The sequence below is a fragment of the Methylobacterium isbiliense genome (assembly GCF_022179325.1).
In the GTDB taxonomy this organism is placed as follows: Bacteria; Pseudomonadota; Alphaproteobacteria; order Rhizobiales; family Beijerinckiaceae; genus Methylobacterium; species Methylobacterium isbiliense.
This window is the reverse complement of record NZ_BPQQ01000010.1, coordinates 1-20,717: the sequence shown is the minus strand read 5'-3', so window position 1 is coordinate 20,717 and position 20,717 is coordinate 1. Positions and strand designations below refer to the sequence as shown.

The following is a 20,717-nucleotide window of genomic DNA, read 5'->3' as shown; positions in this document are numbered from 1 at the left end:
CTCAGATCGACCGGACCGCGCCGCCGTCGACCCGGATCATGCTGCCGGTGACGTAGGAGGCCCGCTCGGAGGCGAGGAAGCAGGCGACGTCGGCGAATTCCTGCACCCGGCCGTAGCGGCGGGCGGGGATCGCGGCGCGGGCGGCCTCGGCGATCTCGGCCGGGGTCTTGCCCTGCGCCTTGGCGTTCGCCGCGTCGAGTTCCCCGGTGCGGTCGGTCTCGATCCGGCCCGGCAGGATCATGTTGACGGTCACGCCCTCGGCGGCGACCTCGGCCGACAGCGTCTTCGCCCAGCCCGCGAGCGAGGCGCGCAGCGCGTTCGACATCACGAGGTTGGGGATCGGCTGCTCGACGCCGCTGGATGCCACGATCAGGATGCGGCCGAACCCGCCCTGCCGCATGCCCGGCAGCACCAGCCCGGCGAGGCGGATCACCGGCAGCACCATCGCGTCGAATTGCGGCGTCCAGGCCTCGGGCTTGACGCTGGTCGCGGTGCCGGCCGGCGGACCGCCCGTGTTGGCGACCAGGATGTCGACGCCGCCGAGATGCTGCTGGGCCGCCGCCGCGATCGCCTCGACGCTGTCCTTCAGGTCGCCCGCCACCGCGAAGGCCCGGCCCTGGCCGCGGGCGTTGATCGCCGCCACCGCCGCATTGAGCTTGTCGGCGCTGCGCGCGGCGAGGAGCACGTTCGCGCCCTCCGCCGCCAGCCCCTCCGCGATGCCCCGGCCGAGGCCGCGGCTGGAGGAGAGGACGATGGCGCGCTTGCCCGTCAGGCCGAGATCCATGGGGGTGTCTCCCTTGTTGTGATGGTGTGGGTCGGTATCCGTCAGGCGGGCTCGCCGCCGAGGGCCTCAAGCCAGCGTTCGGCCTGCGCCCGGACGTTGCCGGGGGCGGTGCCGCCGTAGCTGGTGCGGCTCGCGACCGAGTTCTCGACCCCGAGGACGGCGTAGACGGCATCCGTGATGCGCGGCTCCTCGGCCTGCATCTCGGGCAGCGTCAGGGCCTCCAGCCCGACGCCGCGCGCCGAGGCGAGGCCGACGAGGCGGCCGGTGACGTGGTGGGCGTCGCGGAAGGGCAGGCCGAGTTCGCGCACCAGCCAGTCGGCGAGATCGGTGGCGGTGGCGTAGCCGGCGCCGGCGGCCTGCTTCAGCACCTCAGGCACCGGCTCCAGGTCGCGCACCATCCCGGCCATCGCCGCGAGGCAGAGCGAGAGGGTCTGGAGCGCGTCGAAGGTGCCTTCCTTGTCCTCCTGCATGTCCTTCGAATAGGCGAGGGGCAGGCCCTTCATCACGATGAGCAGGCCCGACAGCGCGCCGATCACCCGGCCGGCCTTGGCCCGCACCAGCTCGGCGGCGTCGGGGTTGCGCTTCTGCGGCATGATCGAGGAGCCGGTGGTGAAGCGGTCGGAGAGCCGCACGAAGCCGAACTGGGCCGAGGTCCAGATCACGATCTCCTCGGCGAAGCGCGAGAGGTGCACCGCCGCGATCGCCGCCGCCGCGAGGGCCTCCAGGGCGAAGTCGCGGTCGGCGACCGAATCGAGGGAGTTGGCGGTGGGACGGTCGAAGCCCAGCGCCCGGGCGGTGTCGTGGCGGTCGATCGGGAAGGAGGTGCCGGCGAGCGCCGCGGCGCCGAGCGGGCATTCGTTGAGGCGCGCCCGCGCGTCGCGGAAGCGCCCGCGGTCGCGGCCGAGCATCTCGACGTAGGCGAGGAGGTGGTGCCCGAACGTGACGGGCTGGGCCGATTGCAGGTGGGTGAAGCCCGGCATCACCGTACCGGCATGGCGCAGGGCCGCCTCGGCCAGCGCCCGCTGCAGGTCGGCGGCCTGCGCGTCCAGGGCGTCCAGCGTGTCCCGCACCCACAGGCGCATGTCGGTGGCGACCTGATCGTTGCGCGAGCGCGCGGTGTGCAGCCGCCCGGCCGCCGGGCCGACGATCTCGCGCAGCCGGCTCTCCACGTTCATGTGGATGTCTTCGAGGGCGCGCGCGAACGTGAAGCTGCCGGCCTCGATTTCGGCCTGCACCGTCTTGAGACCAGCCTCGATCGCCGCCACATCGGCCGGCGGCAGGATCCCCGTCCGTCCCAGCATCGCCACGTGGGCGAGCGAGCCCCGGATATCCTGGGGGGCGAGGCGCTTGTCGAAGCCGATGGAGGCGTTGATCTCCTCCATGATCTCGGCGGGGCCGCTCGCGAAGCGCCCGCCCCACATCCGGTTGCTCATGTCCGACCCTCGTCTCACGCCCACGCCCGCCCGCCTCGCCGTCGGGGGCGCGGCCCTCGCCGCCGTGCTCGCGCTCGGGGCCGCCCTATACGCCGCGGGCGGCGGGGGCACCAGCGGCACCTGCGCGGCGGCCGCCGCGACCGCCGCCCGCGTGGCGCCGCTCGCCCGCGGCGAGGTGGCGGCCCTGCAGGTCGACCGGGCGCCGAAGCCCGCGCCGGCCATCACCTTCACGGGGCCGGACGGCCGGCCGCGCACCCTGGACGACCTCAAGGGACGCACGGTCCTGTTAAACCTGTGGGCGACGTGGTGCGCGCCCTGCAAGGCCGAGATGCCGGCCCTCGACCGGCTCCAGGGCGAGCTCGGCGGCGATGCCTTCGAGGTCGTCGCCCTCAACGTCGACACCCGCAACCTCGACCGGCCGCCGGCCTGGATGAAGGAGAACGGGATTGCGCGCCTCGCCTACTATTCCGACCCGGCCGGCCGCGTGCTGCCGGTGCTGCAGAAGAGCGGCGAAGTGGTCGGCCTGCCGACCACGCTCCTCATCGACCCCGCCGGCTGCGAGATCGGCGTGATGAAGGGCCCGGCCGAATGGTCGAGCGCGGACGCGCTGGCGCTGGTGCGGGCGGCGCTGGGGCGCAAGCCGGCGGCTTGACCGGATCGGACGCGGCCTATCGCAGAGTCTCGAAATCCTTGTGTCCCCAGCTCAGCCGCGACGCTGCTTCGTCACAATCATGCCGAGGTGCGTTCCTTATGCGTCTTACTTTGCGGCATGGCCCCGGCCGTTCCATCCGGCCGGCGGCGGCGTTGAACCAGCTCACGTTTCCTGGCAGGGGCAGGGCATGATCGCTTCCCCGCCCGTCCGCCGCCGGCCGCGCCCGCTCTCGGCGCTGCGCAGTCTCCTCTCCAGCAGCGCCGGGGGCGGCGTGGTGCTGATGGCCAGCGCCGTGCTGGCCCTGATCGTGGCGAACGGGCCGCTCGGCGGCCTCTACGCCCACGCGCTCCATGTCGAGATCGGGCCGTTGAGCCTGCTGCACTGGATCAACGACGGCCTGATGGCGGTGTTCTTCCTGCTCGTGGGGCTGGAGATCAAGCGCGAGATCCTCGACGGCAACCTGCGCACGTGGCCGGACCGGATGCTGCCGGGCATCGCGGCACTGGGCGGCATGATCGCGCCCGCCCTCGTCTACGCGGCGGCGAACTGGCACACGCCCGCGACCCTGCGCGGGTGGGCGATCCCGGCCGCCACCGACATCGCCTTCGCGCTCGGCGTGCTGGCGCTGGTGGGGCCGCGCGTGCCGGTGTCGCTCAAGATCTTCCTCACGGCGCTCGCGATCCTCGACGATCTCGGCGCCGTGGTGATCATCGCGGTGTTCTACACGGCCGACCTGTCGCTGCCGATGCTCGGGCTCGCCGCGGCGGTCCTGGCCATGCTGATCACGCTGAACAAGGTCGGCCTGCGCCGCCTCGGCCCCTACCTCATCCTCGGCTTCGTGCTGTGGCTGCTGGTGCTGCGCTCCGGCCTGCACGCCACGATCGCGGGCGTGCTGCTTGCGCTCGCGATCCCGCTGCGCCCGAGCCCCGGACGGCCGGACGACGCGGCGTCGCCCCTGCACGTGCTGGAGCACGCGCTCCAGCCCTGGGTCGCCTACGCCATCGTGCCGATCTTCGGCTTCGCCAATGCGGGCGTGTCGGTGGGCGGGCTCGGGCTGAAGGACCTGCTCGCCCCGGTCACGCTCGGGGTCGCGGCGGGCCTCTTCGTCGGCAAGCAGATCGGCGTGTTCGGCGGCGTCTGGCTCGCGGTGCGGCTCGGCCTCGCGCAGAAGCCCGCGGGCGCCACGTGGCAGCACGTCTACGGGGTGGCGCTCCTGTGCGGCATCGGCTTCACCATGAGCCTGTTCATCGGCGCGCTCGCCTTCGCGGGCCAGCCGGTGCTGGAGGCCGAGACCAAGCTCGGGGTGCTGGCGGGCTCGCTGCTCTCGACGCTCGTCGGCGCGCTGGTGCTGTCCTCCGCGGCCCGCAAGGTGCCGGCGCCGGCCTGAGGCTCAGCCGAGGCGCCGCGGCCCGTGTGGCGTGTCGATCTCGATCGCGAGATGCGGCGGGCCGGTCTCCACGGCGACGCGCCGGTCGGCGTCGAGGAGCGCCGCGAGGGGCGCCCGGATCCGCTCGGCCTGCGGATGCACGACGGTGAGGCGGCGCAGCCCGCAGCCGGCCTCGGCCATGCGCGCGGCCGGATGCGGTCCCTCGGGCCACGCGATCAAGGCCGGAAGGTATCCGTCGAGCGCCATGCCGCCGTCCTCCGGCACCGTCAGGCGCCACGCGAGGGCGCCGCGGCTGACGCGCACGAAGGGGCCGAGGGCCGGCGGCAGCGCCGCCCGCGCGGCTTCGGCGTCGCCGTCCGCGCGGATGACCCAGGTCCAGGGCCGCGGCGCCGCGAGGCGCGCCGCCGTGCCGGCGGCGTCGAACGCGAACCAGCGCGGGCGCCCGGGCGGGGGTGCCGCGGGGTCGATCGCGATGACTTCGAGGAAGAGGTCGGAGCCGAGGCGCAGGAGGCGGTTGTGCGTGCCCATCTCCCGGTGCTGCCCGCCCGGCCCGAAGGCGACGCCGAGGGCCTCCTCCACGGCGGCCACGCCGGCCTCGAGGGAGTTCGCCGCGATCGCGACGTGATCGAGGAGCAGGCGCGGCGGGGTCATCGGCCGAACCGCTCGGCGCGCCCGTGCGGGGCGTCGTAGTCGAGGATCGGTCCCACCGGCACGATCCCGGTCGGATTGATGGTCGGGTGGCTCTCGTAATAGTGCCGCTTGATATGCGTGAGGTTCACCGTCGGGCCGATGCCGGGGTGCTGGTAGAGGTCGCGCAGGTAGGGCGCGAGGTTCGGGTAGTCGGCGATCCGGCGCAGGTTGCACTTGAAGTGCCCGACATAGACCGGATCGAAGCGGACCAGCGTGGTGAACAGGCGGATGTCGGCTTCGGTGAGCCGCGCCCCGAAGAGGTAGCGGCCGCGGTCGAGGCGGGCGTCGAGCGCGTCGAGTTCCGCGAACAGCGCCGTCACGGCCTCCTCGTAGGCCGCCTGCGCGGTCGCGAAGCCCGCCTTGTAGACCCCGTTGTTGACCCGGTCGTAGACGAGCGCGTTGAGCGCGTCGATCTCGGCGACGAGGTCGTCCGGGCAGAGGTCCGGCCCGGTCGCACCGACGCCCGCGAAGGCGCCGTTGAGCATCCGGATGATCTCGGCCGATTCGTTCGAGACGATCGTGTGGCGGCGCTTGTCCCACAGCACCGGCACGGTGACGCGGCCGGTATAGGCCGGATCGGCCTTGAGATAGACCTCGTAGAGGCGCCGGCAGCCGTTCACCGTGTCGGGACCGGCGCCCGGGGTGTCGCCGAACACCCAGCCCTCCCGGCCCATCTGCGGATCGACCACCGTGACGCCGATCGCCCCTTCCAGCCCCTTGAGGGCGCGCACGATCAGGGTGCGGTGCGCCCACGGGCAGGCGAGGGAGACGTAGAGGTGGTAGCGCCCGGCCTCGGCCGGGAAGCCGCCCTGGCCGGTGGGGCCGGGGGCGCCGTCCGCCGTCACCCAGTGGCGGAAGGCGGACTCCTTGCGCACGAAGCGGCCGCCGGTCGCCTTGGTGTCGTACCAGCTGTCCTGCCACACGCCCTCGACGAGCAGACCCATCGGTTCCTCCTCCCGCAGCCGCAGCGGCGCCCTGGCGCAGAAGTGGGGCGCGGCCAGCCCCCGGGAAGATCGCCGTCAGACCCGCGCGTCGGATCCCCGCGGCGCGGCCAGGCGCGCCCGCGCGAAGGCGTCGAGGTCGAAGCGGTCGTCGGGCAGCCGCGCCAGGAAGCGTTCCGCCATCTCGACCAGCAGGAGGTGCGGGCGCACGCGGGCGACGTAGTCCCAGTCGAGGCTCGACGACCAGACGAAATGCACCTCGCGAAAGCTCTCGGCGAGGAGGCCGGTGAGGAAGAACGTGTCGAAATGCGCGCAGGAATCGCCGAACAGCACCAGGGTGCGCGGGTCGGCGGCCGGGTTCTCGTTGCGATAGACCACGTTGGCCCCGACATGCAGGTCCATCAGGCGGCCTTCCGCCTCGAACGTCTCCACGAGGGCGTTGGCCTGCACCCGGGCGGCGTCCCGGCGGAACTCGAAGAAGCGCACGCTCTCGCGGGGCGACGGATCGAGCTTCATCCCGAGGTCGAGCACCGACTCGTGGCAGGCGGAGGGGCGCCCGGCGAGGTCCGGCGGCGGCACGGCGCCGAGCGCCCGCATGATGGCGTGGAAGCACAGCAGGCAGCCCTCCGGGCTCCAGTGGGTGTCGGTGCGCCGGTAGAGCGGCGGATCGGCCTCGCGCGCCGCCCGCAGCGGCCCGACGAGATCGATCCAGGCGCCCGCGGCGGAGGAGCGGGCCATCAGGGCGCCGAGGCGCCGGGCGGGCGCGCGGGCGGGATCGAGGCGCAGGCCGTCGAGCTTGTGGTCGTAGATGCTCAGCTTCTCCGGCACCACGACGTGCAGGTGGCGGATGCCGAGCCCCGCTGCCCGGGCGGTGCGCCGCTCGATCAGCCGCCGCCACCGCCGCAGGCGCCACGCCCCGGCAAGCGATGGGCGGTACTGCCGGAGCACGGCGTTGGTGCCGCCGGTCAGGAAAAGCCACCCGTCCTGCCCGACATGGACGAGGTCGCCGTCTCTCTTCGTCATGGGGCGCGTGTAACGCCCTCCCGCCCGGCTGAACAGCGTGGCCGGATGGACAAGCGGGGCGCCCGCCCCATCTCGCAGCGGATGCCCGATCCCCTGATCCTCACCCTGGCGATGGACGAGGCCGCCTCCGCGCGCTTCGACGCAGAGCGCCGCGCGCATTTCCCGCCCGCGCTGAACCGGATTCCGGCCCACGTCACCCTGTTCCACCACCTGCCGGGAGAGGAGGAGCGCGGCATCGTCGAGACGATTGCGGCCCTCGTGCGGGCGCAGGCGCCGCCCGACGTCGCCGTCACGGGCCTGCGCTTCACCGGGCGCGGGGTCGCCTACATCCTCGACGCCCCCGCGGTCGCAGCCCTGCGCGGACGGCTCGCGCAGGCCTTCGCGCCCTGGCTCACGCCCCAGGACCGCCAGGGCTTCCGCCCGCACGTGACGATCCAGAACAAGGTCGCGCCCGAAACCGCGCGGGCGCTGCACGCTCGGCTGCAGGAGGCCTTCGTGCCGTTCCGCTTCGCCGCCACGGGCCTCCTGCTCTGGCGCTATCTCGGCGGACCCTGGGAGGCGCGGGGGCGTTTCGCGTTCGCAGGAACCGCCAGCGCATGAACCGGCTCGTCCGCCTTCCCCTACCTCCCCAAGCCACCGCCCTGTGGCGCCGGCTGCGGCTGAACGAGCTCGGCCCGCTCGTCTCGCTGCTCGCCGTGAGCCTGTTCGGGTTCGGCTTCTTCTCGCTCGCCGGTCAGGTGGCGGAGGGCGACACCAAGGGGCTGGACGAGAGGCTGCTGCTGGCGCTGCGCCGCCCGGGCGACCTCGCCCAGCCGATCGGCCCGGCCTGGCTGCCCGAGACGATGCGGGACATCACGGCGTTCGGCAGCGTGTTCGGCATCGTCTACGTCACCGCCTGCGTGGTGCTCTACCTCGTGATGACGGCGCGCCGGAACGCCGCGCTGTTCGTGGTGGTGGCGGTGGGCGGCGGCGAGGTGCTCTCGACGGTGCTCAAGATGTTCTACCGGCGCCCGCGGCCGGACCTCGTGCCGCACGGGATGGAGACCTTCACGGCGAGCTTCCCGAGCGGCCACGCCATGCTGTCGGCCATCGCCTACCTGACGCTCGCGATCCTGCTCGCGCGCATCTCGCGCGGGCGGCGCGTGAAGGCCTTCGTGCTGACCCTCGGCGTGGTCACGACGCTTCTCGTCGGGATCAGCCGGATCTATCTCGGCGTGCACTGGCCGAGCGACGTGCTGGCCGGCTGGTGCGTCGGCGCGGCCTGGGCCTCGCTGTGCTGGTTCGTCGCCCTGCAGCTCCAGCGCCAGCACGTGGTCGAGGCGCCCGACCCCCCGCCTCCCGCCTGACCGCCGCAGCCTTGCCGAGGCCTCGCCGGCGCCTTGCCGAACCGCGCCGCCTCTTCTAGCGAGGAGGCGCAGAATCGGGAGGATCGACGGTGGCCTACGAGAACATCCGGGTCGAGACGCGGGGGCGGGTCGCCCTCGTCACGCTGCACCGGCCCGCCCAGCTCAACGCGCTCTGCAACGCGCTGATCGCCGAACTCAACGCGGCGCTCGACGGGTTCGACCGCGACGAGGGCATCGGCTGCATCGTCATCACGGGTTCGGACAAGGCCTTCGCGGCCGGCGCGGACATCGCCGAGATGCGCGAGCGCACCCACCCGGAATTCTACATGGCCGATCCGTTCGGCGAATGGGACAGGGTCGGGCGGCGGCGCAAGCCGATCATCGCCGCGGTGGCCGGCTACGCGCTCGGCGGCGGCTGCGAGCTCGCCATGATGTGCGACTTCATCCTGGCCGCCGACACCGCGAAGTTCGGCCAGCCCGAGATCAAGCTCGGGGTGATCCCCGGCGCGGGCGGGACGCAGCGCCTCACCCGCGCGGTCGGCAAGGCGAAGGCGATGGAGCTGTGCCTCACCGGGCGGATGATGGATGCGGCCGAGGCCGAGCGCGCCGGCCTCGTCGCCCGGGTGGTGCCGGCCGCCGACCTCCTCGACGAGGCCTGGAAAACCGCCGAGACCATCGCGGCGATGTCGCTGCCGGTGGTCATGGTGGCCAAGGAATGCGTCGACCGCGCCTTCGAGACCACCCTGGACGAGGGCGTGCGCTTCGAGCGCCGGGTCTTCTACGGGCTCTTCGCCACGGCCGATCAGAAGGAGGGCATGGCCGCCTTCCTGGAGAAGCGCAAGCCGCGCTTCGAGCACCGCTGATGAGCGTCACCTTCGCGGACGTGGAGGCGGCGGCCGGCCGCCTCCGGGGGGTGGCCCACCGCACGCCGGTGCTCACCTCGCGCACGGCGGATGCCCGCACGGGCGGGCGCCTGTTCTTCAAGGCCGAGGCACTTCAGCGCGGCGGCGCCTTCAAGTTCCGGGGCGCCTACAACGCCATCGCGGCGCTGGGGGAGGCCGAGCGCCGCCGCGGCGTCATCGCCTTCTCGTCGGGCAACCACGCCCAGGCCATCGCCTATGCGGGCGCGCTCCAGGGCGCGCCGACCGTGATCGTGATGCCGCACGACGCGCCCGCCATCAAGGTCGCGGCCACCCGCGGCTACGGCGCCGAGATCGTCCTGTACGACCGCTACACGGAGGACCGCGAGGCGGTGAGCCGCGGCCTCGCCGAGGCGCGCGGCCTGACGCTGATCCCGCCCTACGACCACCCGGACGTGATCGCCGGCCAGGGCACCGCGGTGATGGAACTCGTCGAGGAGACCGGCCCGCTCGACATGATCCTCGTTTGCCTCGGCGGCGGAGGCCTGCTCGCGGGCTCGCTTCTGGCCGCGCGCGCCCTCTCGCCCGAGGCCGCGGTCTACGGCGTCGAGCCGGAGGCGGGCAACGACGGCCAGATGTCGCTGGCCAGGGGCGAGGTCGTGCGCATCCCGGTCCCGGTCTCGATCGCCGACGGGGCGCTGACCACGCATCTCGGCGCGCACACCTTCCCGATCATCCGCCGGGAGGCCGCCGGCATCGTCACGGCAACCGATGCGCAGCTCGTGGCGGCGATGCGCTTCTTCATCGAGCGCATGAAGCTGGTGGTCGAGCCGACCGGGTGCCTCGCGGCCGCGGCCGCCTTCGCGGGCGCGGTGCCGGTGGCCGGCCGGCGGGTCGGGATCATCCTGTCGGGCGGCAACGTCGACCCGGCCGCCCTCGCCCGCCACCTCGCCGCCTGAGCCCGGCCGCCGTGGCGCCGCACGCGGGCCGGTCCAGGGGTCGCGGACAGGATAGGTGATCCTCCCTCGCCGACACTCGGGGATCGAGCCCCGACGGGCGCAGACCGCACGAGCCGACGTCGCACGACGCCGGCCGTTCCCGGCGTCGGGGGAGGATGATCGGCCGGTGCGGCATGCCGGTTTCGGTGGGATCGGCCTGTTCTCCGGGGGCTTCGCAGTCCACGGCCGCGCCGCCTGCGCCTGGAGCCGGCCTCGGCGTCAGGCCTCGACGTCGTCCGCATGGGTGATGCGGGCGGCGAGGGCGGCCGGCAGACCGGTCACGCGCTTGGCGGGCGGGCGTCGGAACGTGCCTTCGGTCGCCTTGCGCGGCCGGAGCGCGGCGAGCGCCTCGGCCTGCTTCACGGCGGCCGCCACCTGATCGACCACCGGCACCGGGATGCGGTGGGCCACCTTGGCGGCGAGACCCGACAGCGGCGCTCCGGCCAGGATCACGACGTCGGCCTCGTCCCGCTGGACGGCCTCGTTGGCCAGCCGGACGAGACGATCCTCCTTCTCCTCCTGCACCGCGGTCACCTCCCGGAAGGGCGAGTCGAGCAGGCGGATTCCGGCGCAGCGGCCGGTGAGCCCGTGCATCGCCACGCATTCCTCGTACCAGGGGCCGAGCGCGCGGGCGAAGCTGACGATGGCGAACCGGCGCCCGAGCATGCAGGCGGTCAGCATGGCGGCCTCGGCGAGCCCGACGACCGGGATGTCGAACAGCTCCCGGGCCCCGAACAGGCCCGGATCGCCGAAGGCCGCGATGATGGCCGCGTCGACGCGGCGATGGTGCTCGGCCAGCATCTCGAGGGCGATCGCGCCGCCGATCTGTGCCTCGGCCCGCGTCGCGATGTAGGGCACGCCGCGCACGGCCGTGAGCGGCACCAGATCCGTGTCCCGCGCCGCCACCGCCCGGCCCGCCTCCAGCATCCGCTCCGTCATCTCGGCGGAGGTGTTCGGATTGAGGAGCAGGATGCGCGCGCCGGTCACGCGACGGCCCTGCCGGTGCGGTGCGCGGGGGCGGCGGTCGGGAGGGCGAAGATCCGGCCCCACCCGGCGAAGGCGCCCGTCCCGGCGCCGATCCGGCGCAGACTCGCCCAGAGCGTCACCGCGACCGAATCGATCACCGGGATGCCGAGATCCCGTTCGAGCCCCGGCGCGACCGCGGCCCCGCGCATGTTGGTGCACACGATCGCCGCCGCGTCGCACCCCTCCGCCGCGACCTGACGGACCATGTCGGCGATCACCGTCTCGGCGGTCCCGGCGAAGGAGAAGTTGTCGGAGAGGTTCAGGTGCCGCTCCGCCGTGCACGGGAAGCCGGCCTCCGCCCAGTTTGCCATGATCCGCCGCTGCACGTCCGCGGTGTAGGGCGTGACGAGCCCGACCCGCCCGATCCCGAGGCTCCGGAAGGCATCCCGGAAGGCCAGGACCGAGCTCGTGGCCGGGATGCCGGTGGCGGCGGTGATGCGGGCGCAGAGCTCCTCGTCCTGCGGGAAGCCGAGCCAGCCGGCCGAGGTGCCGTTCCAGGCGATGACGTCGACCTTGGCATGGGCGAGCAGCTCCGCCGCCTGCAGCATGCCGTCGAGGGCGAACTGCCCGAGCCCCTGCTGCGAGAGCGAGATCTCGGTGACGCGGAAGCGGCTGTAATGGACGCTGAGTGCGCTCGGCCCCGTCATCCGCGCGAGCACGGGTTCGAGCACGGTGTTGGAGGACGGTGTCAGCATGCCGAGCCGGAGGGGCACGGGCGCTGTCGCAGGCTCGGGCGCCGTCGTAGGCGCGGGCGTCATGGAAACGGTCATGGCGGGTCCTGGGACGGGCGTGTCGAGCGGCGGGTCAGGCCGCCTTGCGGCTCGATCCGGCCTCCTCGCGGATGAGCGCGAGCACGCGCCGCTTGGCATCGTTGAAGGCCGGCGAGGTGATGTCGCGCGGGCGCGGCATGTCGAAGTCGAAATAATCGCGGATCCGGCCCGGCCGGCGCGTCATCACGGCGATCCGGTTGCCGAGGACGAGCGCCTCGTCGACGCTGTGCGTCACGAACACGATCGTGCAGCGGATCCGCTGCCAGATCGCGACGAGTTCCTCCTGCATCTCCAGCTTGGTCTGGGCGTCGAGGGCCGCGAAGGGCTCGTCCATCAGGATCACGCGCGGGTTCATCAGGAGCGCGCGGGCGATGCCGACGCGCTGGTTCATGCCGCCGGAGAGTTCGGAGGGATAATGTCCCTCGAACCCCGTGAGCCCCACGAGGTCGATGAAGTGCTGGGCGCGCGCGCGCCGCTCGGTGCGGCCGACGCCCTTGAGCTTGAGGTGGAAGGCGACGTTGTCGGCCACGGTCAGCCACGGCATCAGCGTCGGCTGCTGGAAGACCACGCCGCGATCCGCGCCCGGCTTCTCGACCAGGGTGCCGCCGACCTCGATCCGCCCCGAACTCGGCGCCTCGAAGCCGGCGATCATGTTGAGCAGCGTCGACTTCCCGCAGCCCGACGGCCCGAGCAGGCAGACGAAGTCGTGGTCGCCGATGTTCAGGCTCACGGTGTCGAGCGCGGTGATCTCGCGGCCCCGCGTGCGGTCCGTGAAGGTCTTGACGATGCTGCGGATCGCGATCTCGGCCATGCTCAGCCCTCCCGGCCCTGGACGGTGGTGGTGCGCTGCCAGCGGAGCACGACGCCCATCAGCCGCTTGATCGCGAGATCGGACAGGTAGCCGAGCAGGCCGATCGACACCATCGCGGCGATGACCATGTCGTAGCGGAGGAAATAGTAGGAATCCCACAGCACGTATCCGACGCCGCTCTTCACCGCGACCATCTCGGCGGTGACCGTCAGCATCCAGGCCGAGCCGATCGCGATGCGCAGGCCGGCGAAGATCGACGGCAGGGCGGCCGGCACGACGATGTGCACGAGGAGCTGCCGGCCGCTGGCGCCCATCATGGCGCCGGCGCGGATGAGGTTGCGGTCGATCGTCTTCACCCCGTGGATCGTGTTCATCAGGGTGGGGAAGAAGGCGCCCAGGAACACGAGGAAGATCGCGGGCTTGTCGGCGATGCCGAACCAGATGATCGCGAGCGGGATCCACGAGACCGGCGGCACCGGCCGGAGCATCTGCAGGGTCGGCTCCAGCGTCTTCTCGGCCGAGCGCGACCAGCCGATGGCGGTGCCGATGAGGATGCCGGACAGGCCGGCGATCACGAATCCGGCGAAGACGCGCCACGAGCTCGACAGGGCGTGCCTGAACCACGTCCCCGAATAATCCTGCGTGCTGCCGTCCAGGCCCAGCACCCAGTCCCCGAGCGCATGCAGCACCGCGGAGGGGGGCGGCAGCAGGCTCTGCGGCAGGGCACCCGACCGGGAAAACGCCTCCCAGCCCGCCAGGATGAGCGCCGGGACGACCACGCGCTCCAGTTTCGACCAGAGGCGCCAAGCCGCGGCGTATCGCGCGGCCGGCAGCCTCTCGCTTGCCGTCTGCATGATGGGCTCCGGATGAGATCGTGGCGCCCCCCGCGGGCCGGGCCGTCGCGGGTGAGGGCGGCGCGTTGCCTGGCACCACTTGGGGAGGGGGCGGGGCCGGGCGCAAGCCTTTTCTGGCGATTGCATGCAATTTGCGCGAAGTGACTGCAAAAACGCCGATAAATGCGAAATATATCGGCACCGGCGCGGTGAGAACCGCGGTATGACTCGCTCATGCAGCGCCCACCCACGCCGACCGATGCCGCCGCCGCCCGCCGTCGCGGCCGGCCGCGCAAGCGCCTCGACGCCGCGATCATGGCCGGTCAGCGCGTCGTGCGGGCGAACCTCCACGAGCAGGCGGCCGAACGGCTGCGCGACCTGATCGTGCGCGGCGACCTCGCGCCCGGCGCGTCCCTGGTCGAGGTGGAGCTCTCGGCGATGCTCGGCATCTCGCGCACGCCGATCCGGGAGGCGATCAAGCTTCTGGCCCAGCAGGGCCTCGTCGAGCTGCGGGCGAACCGCTCGCCGTGCGTGCGGCCGTTGCGGGCGGCCGAGATCCGCGAACTGTTCGAGGCGCTGGCCGGGATCGAGCGCATCGCGGCCGAACTCGCCGCCCAGCGCATCACGGCGGCGGACCTCGAGCGCCTGCGCGCGCTCCAGGCCGAGATCGTGCGCGAGCACGAGGCGGGGCGCCGCGACAGCTACGCGGCGGCCAACCGCACCATCCACCGCACCATCGTGCTGGCGGCCCGCAACGTGCCGCTCGCCGAGGTGCATGCCGCGCTGCTCTCGCGCGCCGATCAGGTGCGCGTCTTCGCCCTCGGGCTGGAGGACCGCTGGGAGCAGTCGATCCGCGAGCACCAAGCCATTCTGGACGCGCTCGACGCGCGCGATCCGCTCCAGGCCGGCCGCCTCCTGCAGGAGCATGTCGGCCAGACGGCCGCTGTGGTCACCACCAGCCTGGCCGGCCGGATCGATCCGGCGTCGAGCGCGGCCTGATCCCATCACGGACGAGGAGGACTCTGATGACGATTCTGCGACGCTGGCTGGCCGGTCTGGCCCTGATCCCGCTCATCACCGTGGCGGCCGCGGCCCAGGACAGGCCGAAGATCAAGCTCGGCTTCGCCAAGTGCGCCCATTGCACCCCGCTCGTGCTCACGCCCGACTATGCCAAGGACATCGACCTCGAAGTCGTGCCCTTCAACACCGGCAACGACGTGCTCACCGCGCTCGTCTCGAAGAGCATCGATCTCGGCCAGATCACCTACCTCCACTACGCCACCGCCCTCGACAAGGGCTTCGACCTCGTGGCGATCTCGGGCCAGGTCAACGGCGGCTCGCAGATCGTGCTGAGCAACGACCTGCCGGTGGAGGCCAACGACTGGGCCGCCCTGAAGACGCTGATCGCCGAGCGCAAGGCGGCCGGCAAGCCGCTGAAGGTCGCCGCCTCCCGCGGCAACGCGCAGGACATCCACATGCGCGGCGCCTTCGCCAGGCAGGGCATCGACTTCGCCAAGGAAGTCGAGTTCGTCAACATTCCGAACCCGTCCGACCATGCCCAGGCGCTGCGCCGGGGCGAGGTCGACCTGATCTGCTCGGTCGAGCCCTTCGCCACCCAGATCCGGCAGGTGAAGGCGGGCAAGTTCTTCACCTACCCGTACGACCAGTCGGCGGGCAATCTGACCAACCTGATGCTGACCCGGTCCGACGTGATCAAGGGCAACCGCAAGGGCCTGGAATCGACCGTCGCCGCCATCGTCAAGGTCAACGATTACATCGGCAAGAACCGCGAGGCCTGGGTCGGCGTCATCACCAAGGTGACCGGCCTCGACAAGGCCATCGCCGAAGGGGCGATCGAGAACCTCAAGCCCGATTACCGGATGTACAAGCCGCAGGCGCTGGCGATCGCCGGGATGATGCGGGACCTGAGATACATCTCGAAGGACGTCTCGGCGGAGGTGTCCAGGAACATGGATTACAGCTTCCTCCAGGCCGCGACCGGGCAGCCGGCGGCCGATCTCGGCGACAAGTAGCCTGGGGGAGGCGGCACCGTGACCCTCCTCGTCACCGGCGCCTCCGGGTTCGTCGGCGGGGCGCTCGCCGCCGCCCTCGTCGCTCGGGGCGAGGACGTGATCGGGGTCGACCGCGCCCCGCCCCCGGCCGAACCCCGGGAGGGGCGCGGCACCTTCCGGTTCGTGGCGGCCGACCTGCGGCAGGCGGGGGCGCTCGATCCGATCCTGGCCGAGGCCCGGCCCGACCGCCTCGTCATCGGCGCGGCGGTCACCGCCGATGCCGCCCGCGAGCGCGCCGATCCGGCGGGCGTCATCGCGGTCAATGTCGGCGCCGTGGCCGACGCGATCCGGGCGGCCGCGCGGCACCGCGTGGGGCGGGTGCTCTATCTCGGCTCCGGCGCGGTCTACGGCGAGAGCGCGGCCGGCACGGCGGCCCTGGTCGAGGACGAGACGCCGCTCCGGCCGCGCTCGCTCTACGCGATCAGCAAGCAGGCCGGCGAGGCCACGGCGCTTCGCCTCGCCGACACCTTCGGCCTCGACCTCGTCGCCGCGCGGCTCGGCACCTGCTTCGGCCCCTTCGAGCGCGACACGGGGCTGCGCGACACCCTGAGCGCCCCGCACCAGATCCTGCGCCTCGCCGCGCGGGGCGAGCCGGTGCGGCTGCCGCGCCCGGGCCGGCGCGACTGGCTCTACATCCGGGATGCGGTGGCGGGGCTGCTCGCGCTCCTCGACGCCGGGCGGCCGAGCCACGCCGTCTACAACGTCGCGGCGGGGTTCGAGTGGCCGCTGAGCGAGTTGTGCGCGGTTTTGGCGGGTGCCCGTCCGGGCTTCCGCTGGTCGGTCTCAGGCCCCGAGGCGGCGAATGTCGACCTCTACGAGGCCTTCGACCGGGCGCCGATGAGCGTCGCCCGGATCGTGGCCGACACCGCCTACCGGCCGGCATTCGACCTCGCGGCGGTCGCCCGCGACTTCCTCCGCGAGCCCTGGAGCGTATCGCCATGACGCAGCCGCCCGCCTTCGACGGCAACCGCCGCCTCGCCGGCCAGACTTGCATCGTGACGGGGGCGGCCTCGGGGATCGGGCGCGCCATCGCGCGGCTGTTTGCCCGCCACGGCGCCCATGTGGTGGTCGCGGACGTGACGGAGACGGTGCTCGAAGGCGGCGAGCCGACGGTCGGGCTGATCACCCGCGAGGGCGGCAGCGCCGTCTTCCGCCGGACCGACGTCTCGGATGCGCAGGCGGTCGAGGCGCTGGTGGACGAGGCCGCGCGACTCACCGGCCGGCTCGACGTGATCGTCAACAACGCCTGCATCCGGCACGCCCGCCGCCTCACGGAGCTGGAGGAGGGTGACTGGGACCGGGTGATGGCGGTGAACCTGAAGGGCGTCTTTATCTGCTGCCGGGCCGCGGCGCGCCGGATGCTCACGCAGGAGATCCGCAACGAGGCGCGCGGGCGCATCGTCAACCTGTCGTCGCAGCACGGGATGATCGCCGCGCCTGACGACCTCGCCTACGGTGTCGCCAAGGCCGGCGTCGCCTACCTGACCGGCCAGGTGGCGGCCGATTACGCCGGCCAGGGGATCATCTGCAACGCCGTCGCGCCCGGCAAGATCGTGACCGGCCAGGGCGGCCGGCTGCTGGACGAGGCGGTGCTCGATCGCGCCCGGCGGCGCACGCCCTGGCCGCGCCTGGGCCATCCCGACGACGTCGCGCGGGCGGCCCTGTTTCTGGCGAGCGGCGAGGCGAGCTTCGTGACGGGCATCAACCTGATGGTCGATGGCGGCTGGATGGCCGCCTGAGACCCGATTCGGACGCAGGACCACGCGCGGCCGGGCCCTGCGCCGATCCGCTCAAAACGCATGGCACCGATGGTCCGAGGGAGACGGTGGATGAGCACCTACGATCTGGTCATTCGCGGCGGCACCGTGGTCACGGCGGCCGACACGGTCCGGGCCGACGTGGCGATCCGGGCCGGCCGGATCGTCGCCGTGGCCGAGAGCCTCGCGGGAGGCGCGCGGGAGATCGACGCCGGCGGCCTGCTGGTCATGCCGGGGGGCATCGACAGCCATGTCCACCTCGCCCAGCCGGCCTTCGGCGGGCCTGAGATGGCGGACGACTTCGAGTCCGGCACGCGCTCGGCCATCGCCGGCGGGACGACGACGGTGCTGCCCTTCGCGCTCCAGCCCCGCGGCGCGCCCTTGCGGCAGAGCGTCCTCGACTACCACGCGCAGGCCGACGGCAGGAGCTACTGCGATTACGGCTTCCACCTCATCGTCTCAGACCCAACGCCCAGCGTGCTCGGCCAGGAACTGCCGGCGCTGGTGGCGGACGGCTACACCTCGTTCAAGGTCTTCATGACCTACGACGACCTGGTGCTGAACGACCGGCAGCTGCTCGACGTGTTCGACTGCGCCCGGGAATGCGGCGCGCTCGTGATGGTCCATTGCGAGGGCTACGACGCGATCCGCTTCATGACGGAAAAACTCGAACGCGCCGGCAAGACCGCGCCCTACTACCACGCCGTGTCCCGCCCGGCCTCGGTCGAGCGCGAGGCGACCCACCGGGCGATCAGCCACGCCGAACTCGTCGAGGTGCCGATCATGATCGTGCACGTCTCGGGCCGCGAGCCGATGGAGCAGATCCGCTGGGCGCAGCAGAAGGGGCTGAAGGTCTACGGCGAGACCTGCCCGCAATACATCGCGCTGACGGCCGACGACCTGAAGGGCCTCAACATGGACGAGAGCGGCGGCAAGTACGTCTGCTCGCCGCCGCCGCGCGACCACGCGAGCTGGGAGGCGATCTGGGAAGGCCTGCGCACGGGCGTCTTCCAGACCTTCTCCTCCGATCATTGCCCGTTCTTCTACGCGGGCGAGCAGGGCAAGCTGAACCCGAAGGCCCGCACCTCGTTCCGCTGGGTCCCGAACGGGATCCCGGGCGTCGAGACGCGGCTCCAGATCCTGTTCTCGAAGGGGGTGGTCGAAGGGCGGATCTCCCTCAACGAGTTCGTGGCGCTGACCTCGACCAATCACGCCAGGATGTACGGCCTCTATCCGGGCAAGGGCTCGATCGCGCCGGGCTTCGACGCCGACATCGTCATCTGGGATCCGAACCGGAAGGAGACCATCCGCCAGGAGCTGATGCACCACGGCGCCGACTACACGCCCTACGAGGGGATCAGCGTCACGGGCTGGCCGGTCATGACCATCGCGCGCGGGGAGGTGGTGGCCGAGGAGGGCCGCATCCTGGGAGCGCCCGGCCGGGGCCGCTTCCTGAAGCGGTCGCTGTCGCCCTTCGCGGCGCCGCGCCGGCCCTGACCTATTGCGGCGGGTGGAGGCTCGGCCTGGAGGCTCGGCCAGGAGGCTCGGCCGCGCCCGACCGCAGGGTCGCGCATCCGAGCCGGATTGCGTCGTGGCGTCACGCCGGGGGCGCCGGCCGGGCGCCATCCGCCGCCCGGCGCGTTCTCTTGATGAGCGGTCCACCTCATGCCGGGAGCGTCACGTGATCAGCACACGCCTGCACGCCGCGAGCGACTACGCGATCCCGGCCTTCGTCGCCGCACTCGGCCGGATGCCGGGACGCGGACCGGGGACGCGGAGGATCATGGGCGTCGGCCCGGTCTGGCACCTCGCCTACACCCTGCTGACCCGGCACCAGGGCGGGCTCCTGCCCGTGCTGCCGATGCGCACCCACCTCGCGCTGGACGCGCTGAGCGCCCTGTCCTTCGTCGGGGCCGGGCTGCTGATGCGCCGCGAGCGCCGGGAGGACCGTGCCCTGCTGGTCGCGCTCGGGCTCGGCGAACTGGCCCTCGTGGCGCTCAGCGACCGCGGGACGCCGGAGAACGGAGCGGCCGCGGGCCGCCCGGGCCGTCGGAACCTGCGGGACTTCGATCCCTACACCGACCGCAACGGCCAGGATTTCGGGCAGGACGATCCCCTGGACGCGGCGCGCCCCGGCCGCCTGCAGCGCCGGATCAACCGCGAGCCGGACGGGGAGGCGGAGGTGGTGCGGATCGCCTCCGACCGGGCGCGGCGCGACGCGGTCGAGGGCGGCAGCGTCGCGAGCGTCGCGGCCACGGAGGCCGAGACGCCGCCCGAGACCCTGCGGCGGCTCGGCGCCGCGCCGCCGGTGCGGCCGCAGATGCCCGCCGCGGGCCCGCACGCCGATCCCCGTCTCATGAACGCGGACGCCACGCCCGGAACCGGCGCCTTGCCGCCGATCGGACCCGCCGGCGAGTCCGACATGGAATCGACGGGGTGACGAGGCCGAGGCGGCGAGCGAGGCAGGACCGCTCCGCCTCAGCGACGGCGCAAAAAGGCGAGCGCCGTTAACCCGGGTGAACGCGCGCGACGCCGGATCCGGGATGCTCCGGATCCGGTGCGCGCCGACCGGATCTCCGGCCGGGGCAGCCGCCACTCGCGAGGAGCAGGCCTCATGCTGGTCAAGCGCAGGGACACCGGAGCGCGGCCGCCCCGTCAGGCCATCCTACCTCCGGGCGAGGCATCCGCCCTCGATCGGCGCAGCTTCCTGCGGCGCTCCGGCCTCGTGGCCGGCGGGCTCGCGGCGGCGGGCTCGCTGCGCCTCGGCGCGGTGCGCGAGGCGAAGGCCGCAGGCTCCTCCGCGGTCGGCCTCGAGACGGTGATCCGCCGCAACATCTGCACCCATTGCTCGGTCGGCTGCACGGTCACGGCAGAGGTCGTCAACGGCGTCTGGGTCGGCCAGGAGCCGTCCTGGGCGAGCCCGATCAATCGCGGCACCCACTGCGCCAAGGGCGCGGCCATCCGCGAACTCGTCCACAGCGAGCGGCGCCTGAAATACCCGATGAAGCTTCAGGGCGGCGCGTGGCACCGCATCGGCTGGGAGCAGGCGATCGAGGAGGTCGGCTCCAAGCTTCTGGCCATCCGGGCGGAATCGGGCGCCGATTCGGTCTACTGGCTCGGCTCGGCCAAATACACCAACGAGGCCGCCTACCTGCTGCGCAAGTTCGGCGCCTTCTGGGGCACCAACAACGTCGACCATCAGGCCCGCATCTGCCACTCCACCACCGTGGCGGGCGTCGCCAATACCTGGGGCTACGGCGCTCAGACCAACTCCTACAACGACATCCGCAACGCCAAGACCATGATCATCATGGGCGGCAATCCCGCCGAGGCG

Annotated in this window: 22 protein-coding genes; 13 read left to right on the top strand and 9 right to left on the bottom strand. The window is 72.6% G+C overall.

Annotated features, from left to right (window positions below; genetic code table 11):
* Position 1: 1 nt before the first annotated feature.
* Together MFF61_RS04620 and argH are read right to left on the bottom strand one after the other, a co-directional pair.
* Positions 2–784, bottom strand: a complete 783-nt coding sequence (locus MFF61_RS04620; protein ID WP_238233896.1) for an SDR family oxidoreductase — start codon at positions 782–784, stop codon at positions 2–4.
* A gap of 41 nt (positions 785–825) precedes the next feature.
* A complete protein-coding gene (gene argH, locus MFF61_RS04615; RefSeq protein WP_238233894.1) occupies positions 826–2,217 on the bottom strand; it encodes an argininosuccinate lyase in 1,392 nt (463 codons plus the stop codon).
* Here argH and tlpA point away from each other — a divergent pair.
* Positions 2,216–2,869, top strand: coding sequence for a thiol:disulfide interchange protein TlpA (gene tlpA, locus MFF61_RS04610; protein ID WP_238233893.1), 654 nt, complete (start codon positions 2,216–2,218; stop codon positions 2,867–2,869). The two genes, argH and tlpA, sit on opposite strands and share 2 nt — an antisense overlap.
* A 187-nt stretch (positions 2,870–3,056) precedes the next feature.
* Positions 3,057–4,256, top strand: coding sequence for a Na+/H+ antiporter NhaA (nhaA, locus tag MFF61_RS04605; RefSeq protein WP_238233891.1), 1,200 nt, complete (start codon positions 3,057–3,059; stop codon positions 4,254–4,256).
* Positions 4,257–4,259: 3 nt separating this feature from the next.
* On the opposite strand, the gene MFF61_RS04600 is transcribed toward nhaA, so the two are convergent.
* The 3 genes from MFF61_RS04600 to MFF61_RS04590 all read right to left on the bottom strand — a co-directional run bounded on the left by MFF61_RS04600 (position 4,260) and on the right by MFF61_RS04590 (position 6,910).
* A complete protein-coding gene (locus MFF61_RS04600; protein ID WP_238233889.1) occupies positions 4,260–4,907 on the bottom strand; it encodes a VOC family protein in 648 nt (215 codons plus the stop codon).
* Positions 4,904–5,890: a glutathione S-transferase family protein gene (locus MFF61_RS04595; RefSeq protein ID WP_238233887.1), complete on the bottom strand. Its 987-nt coding sequence runs from the start codon at positions 5,888–5,890 to the stop codon at positions 4,904–4,906. The genes MFF61_RS04600 and MFF61_RS04595 overlap by 4 nt, the downstream gene beginning before the upstream one ends.
* Positions 5,891–5,965: 75 nt before the next feature.
* Complete coding sequence (locus tag MFF61_RS04590) at positions 5,966–6,910, bottom strand: alginate O-acetyltransferase AlgX-related protein (RefSeq protein ID WP_238233885.1); 945 nt, start codon at positions 6,908–6,910, stop codon at positions 5,966–5,968.
* A gap of 45 nt (positions 6,911–6,955) precedes the next feature.
* On the opposite strand from MFF61_RS04590, the gene MFF61_RS04585 reads away from it, so the two are divergent.
* The 4 genes from MFF61_RS04585 to MFF61_RS04570 all read left to right on the top strand — a co-directional run bounded on the left by MFF61_RS04585 (position 6,956) and on the right by MFF61_RS04570 (position 10,075).
* Complete coding sequence (locus MFF61_RS04585) at positions 6,956–7,510, top strand: 2'-5' RNA ligase family protein (RefSeq protein WP_373324564.1); 555 nt, start codon at positions 6,956–6,958, stop codon at positions 7,508–7,510.
* Positions 7,507–8,256 (top strand): phosphatase PAP2 family protein, encoded by a 750-nt coding sequence (locus tag MFF61_RS04580; RefSeq protein WP_238233884.1) that lies wholly within the window; start codon positions 7,507–7,509, stop codon positions 8,254–8,256. The genes MFF61_RS04585 and MFF61_RS04580 overlap by 4 nt, the downstream gene beginning before the upstream one ends.
* 89 nt (positions 8,257–8,345) lie before the next feature.
* Positions 8,346–9,119, top strand: coding sequence for an enoyl-CoA hydratase (locus MFF61_RS04575; RefSeq protein ID WP_238233883.1), 774 nt, complete (start codon positions 8,346–8,348; stop codon positions 9,117–9,119).
* Positions 9,119–10,075 (top strand): threo-3-hydroxy-L-aspartate ammonia-lyase, encoded by a 957-nt coding sequence (locus tag MFF61_RS04570; RefSeq protein ID WP_238233881.1) that lies wholly within the window; start codon positions 9,119–9,121, stop codon positions 10,073–10,075. Before MFF61_RS04575 ends, MFF61_RS04570 begins: the two co-directional genes overlap by 1 nt.
* Positions 10,076–10,333: 258 nt before the next feature.
* On the opposite strand, the gene MFF61_RS04565 is transcribed toward MFF61_RS04570, so the two are convergent.
* The 4 genes from MFF61_RS04565 to MFF61_RS04550 are packed head-to-tail and all read right to left on the bottom strand — an operon-like array spanning position 10,334 to position 13,575.
* The gene (locus MFF61_RS04565; protein WP_283205965.1) at positions 10,334–11,101 is read right to left on the bottom strand and encodes an aspartate/glutamate racemase family protein; all 768 of its coding nucleotides are present in this window, start codon (positions 11,099–11,101) and stop codon (positions 10,334–10,336) included.
* A complete protein-coding gene (locus MFF61_RS04560) occupies positions 11,098–11,898 on the bottom strand; it encodes a maleate cis-trans isomerase family protein (RefSeq protein WP_238233880.1) in 801 nt (266 codons plus the stop codon). Before MFF61_RS04560 ends, MFF61_RS04565 begins: the two co-directional genes overlap by 4 nt.
* Before the next feature lie 46 nt (positions 11,899–11,944).
* Positions 11,945–12,721 carry an ABC transporter ATP-binding protein gene (locus MFF61_RS04555; RefSeq protein ID WP_238233879.1) on the bottom strand — a complete coding sequence of 259 codons (777 nt, stop codon included), beginning with the start codon at positions 12,719–12,721 and terminating at the stop codon, positions 11,945–11,947.
* A gap of 2 nt (positions 12,722–12,723) precedes the next feature.
* Entirely contained in the window at positions 12,724–13,575 is an 852-nt protein-coding gene (locus MFF61_RS04550) for an ABC transporter permease (RefSeq protein WP_238233878.1), read from the bottom strand.
* A gap of 213 nt (positions 13,576–13,788) precedes the next feature.
* Here MFF61_RS04550 and MFF61_RS04545 point away from each other — a divergent pair, with 213 nt between their 5' ends.
* From MFF61_RS04545 to MFF61_RS04515, 7 genes are all read left to right on the top strand, one after another.
* On the top strand, positions 13,789–14,553 hold the full coding sequence (locus MFF61_RS04545) for a GntR family transcriptional regulator (RefSeq protein WP_238233877.1): 765 nt from the start codon (positions 13,789–13,791) through the stop codon (positions 14,551–14,553).
* A 26-nt stretch (positions 14,554–14,579) separates the two neighbouring features.
* Positions 14,580–15,587: an ABC transporter substrate-binding protein gene (locus MFF61_RS04540; RefSeq protein WP_238233876.1), complete on the top strand. Its 1,008-nt coding sequence runs from the start codon at positions 14,580–14,582 to the stop codon at positions 15,585–15,587.
* An 18-nt stretch (positions 15,588–15,605) separates the two neighbouring features.
* A complete protein-coding gene (locus MFF61_RS04535; protein ID WP_238233875.1) occupies positions 15,606–16,568 on the top strand; it encodes an NAD-dependent epimerase/dehydratase family protein in 963 nt (320 codons plus the stop codon).
* Positions 16,565–17,365 carry an SDR family NAD(P)-dependent oxidoreductase gene (locus MFF61_RS04530; RefSeq protein WP_238233874.1) on the top strand — a complete coding sequence of 267 codons (801 nt, stop codon included), beginning with the start codon at positions 16,565–16,567 and terminating at the stop codon, positions 17,363–17,365. Before MFF61_RS04535 ends, MFF61_RS04530 begins: the two co-directional genes overlap by 4 nt.
* 90 nt (positions 17,366–17,455) lie before the next feature.
* Positions 17,456–18,880 (top strand): dihydropyrimidinase, encoded by a 1,425-nt coding sequence (hydA, locus tag MFF61_RS04525; RefSeq protein ID WP_238233872.1) that lies wholly within the window; start codon positions 17,456–17,458, stop codon positions 18,878–18,880.
* 184 nt (positions 18,881–19,064) lie between these two features.
* Positions 19,065–19,823: a hypothetical protein gene (locus MFF61_RS04520; protein ID WP_238233871.1), complete on the top strand. Its 759-nt coding sequence runs from the start codon at positions 19,065–19,067 to the stop codon at positions 19,821–19,823.
* 174 nt (positions 19,824–19,997) lie between these two features.
* Positions 19,998–20,717: molybdopterin-dependent oxidoreductase (locus MFF61_RS04515; RefSeq protein WP_238233870.1), on the top strand; the 720-nt coding region annotated here is incomplete at its 3' end.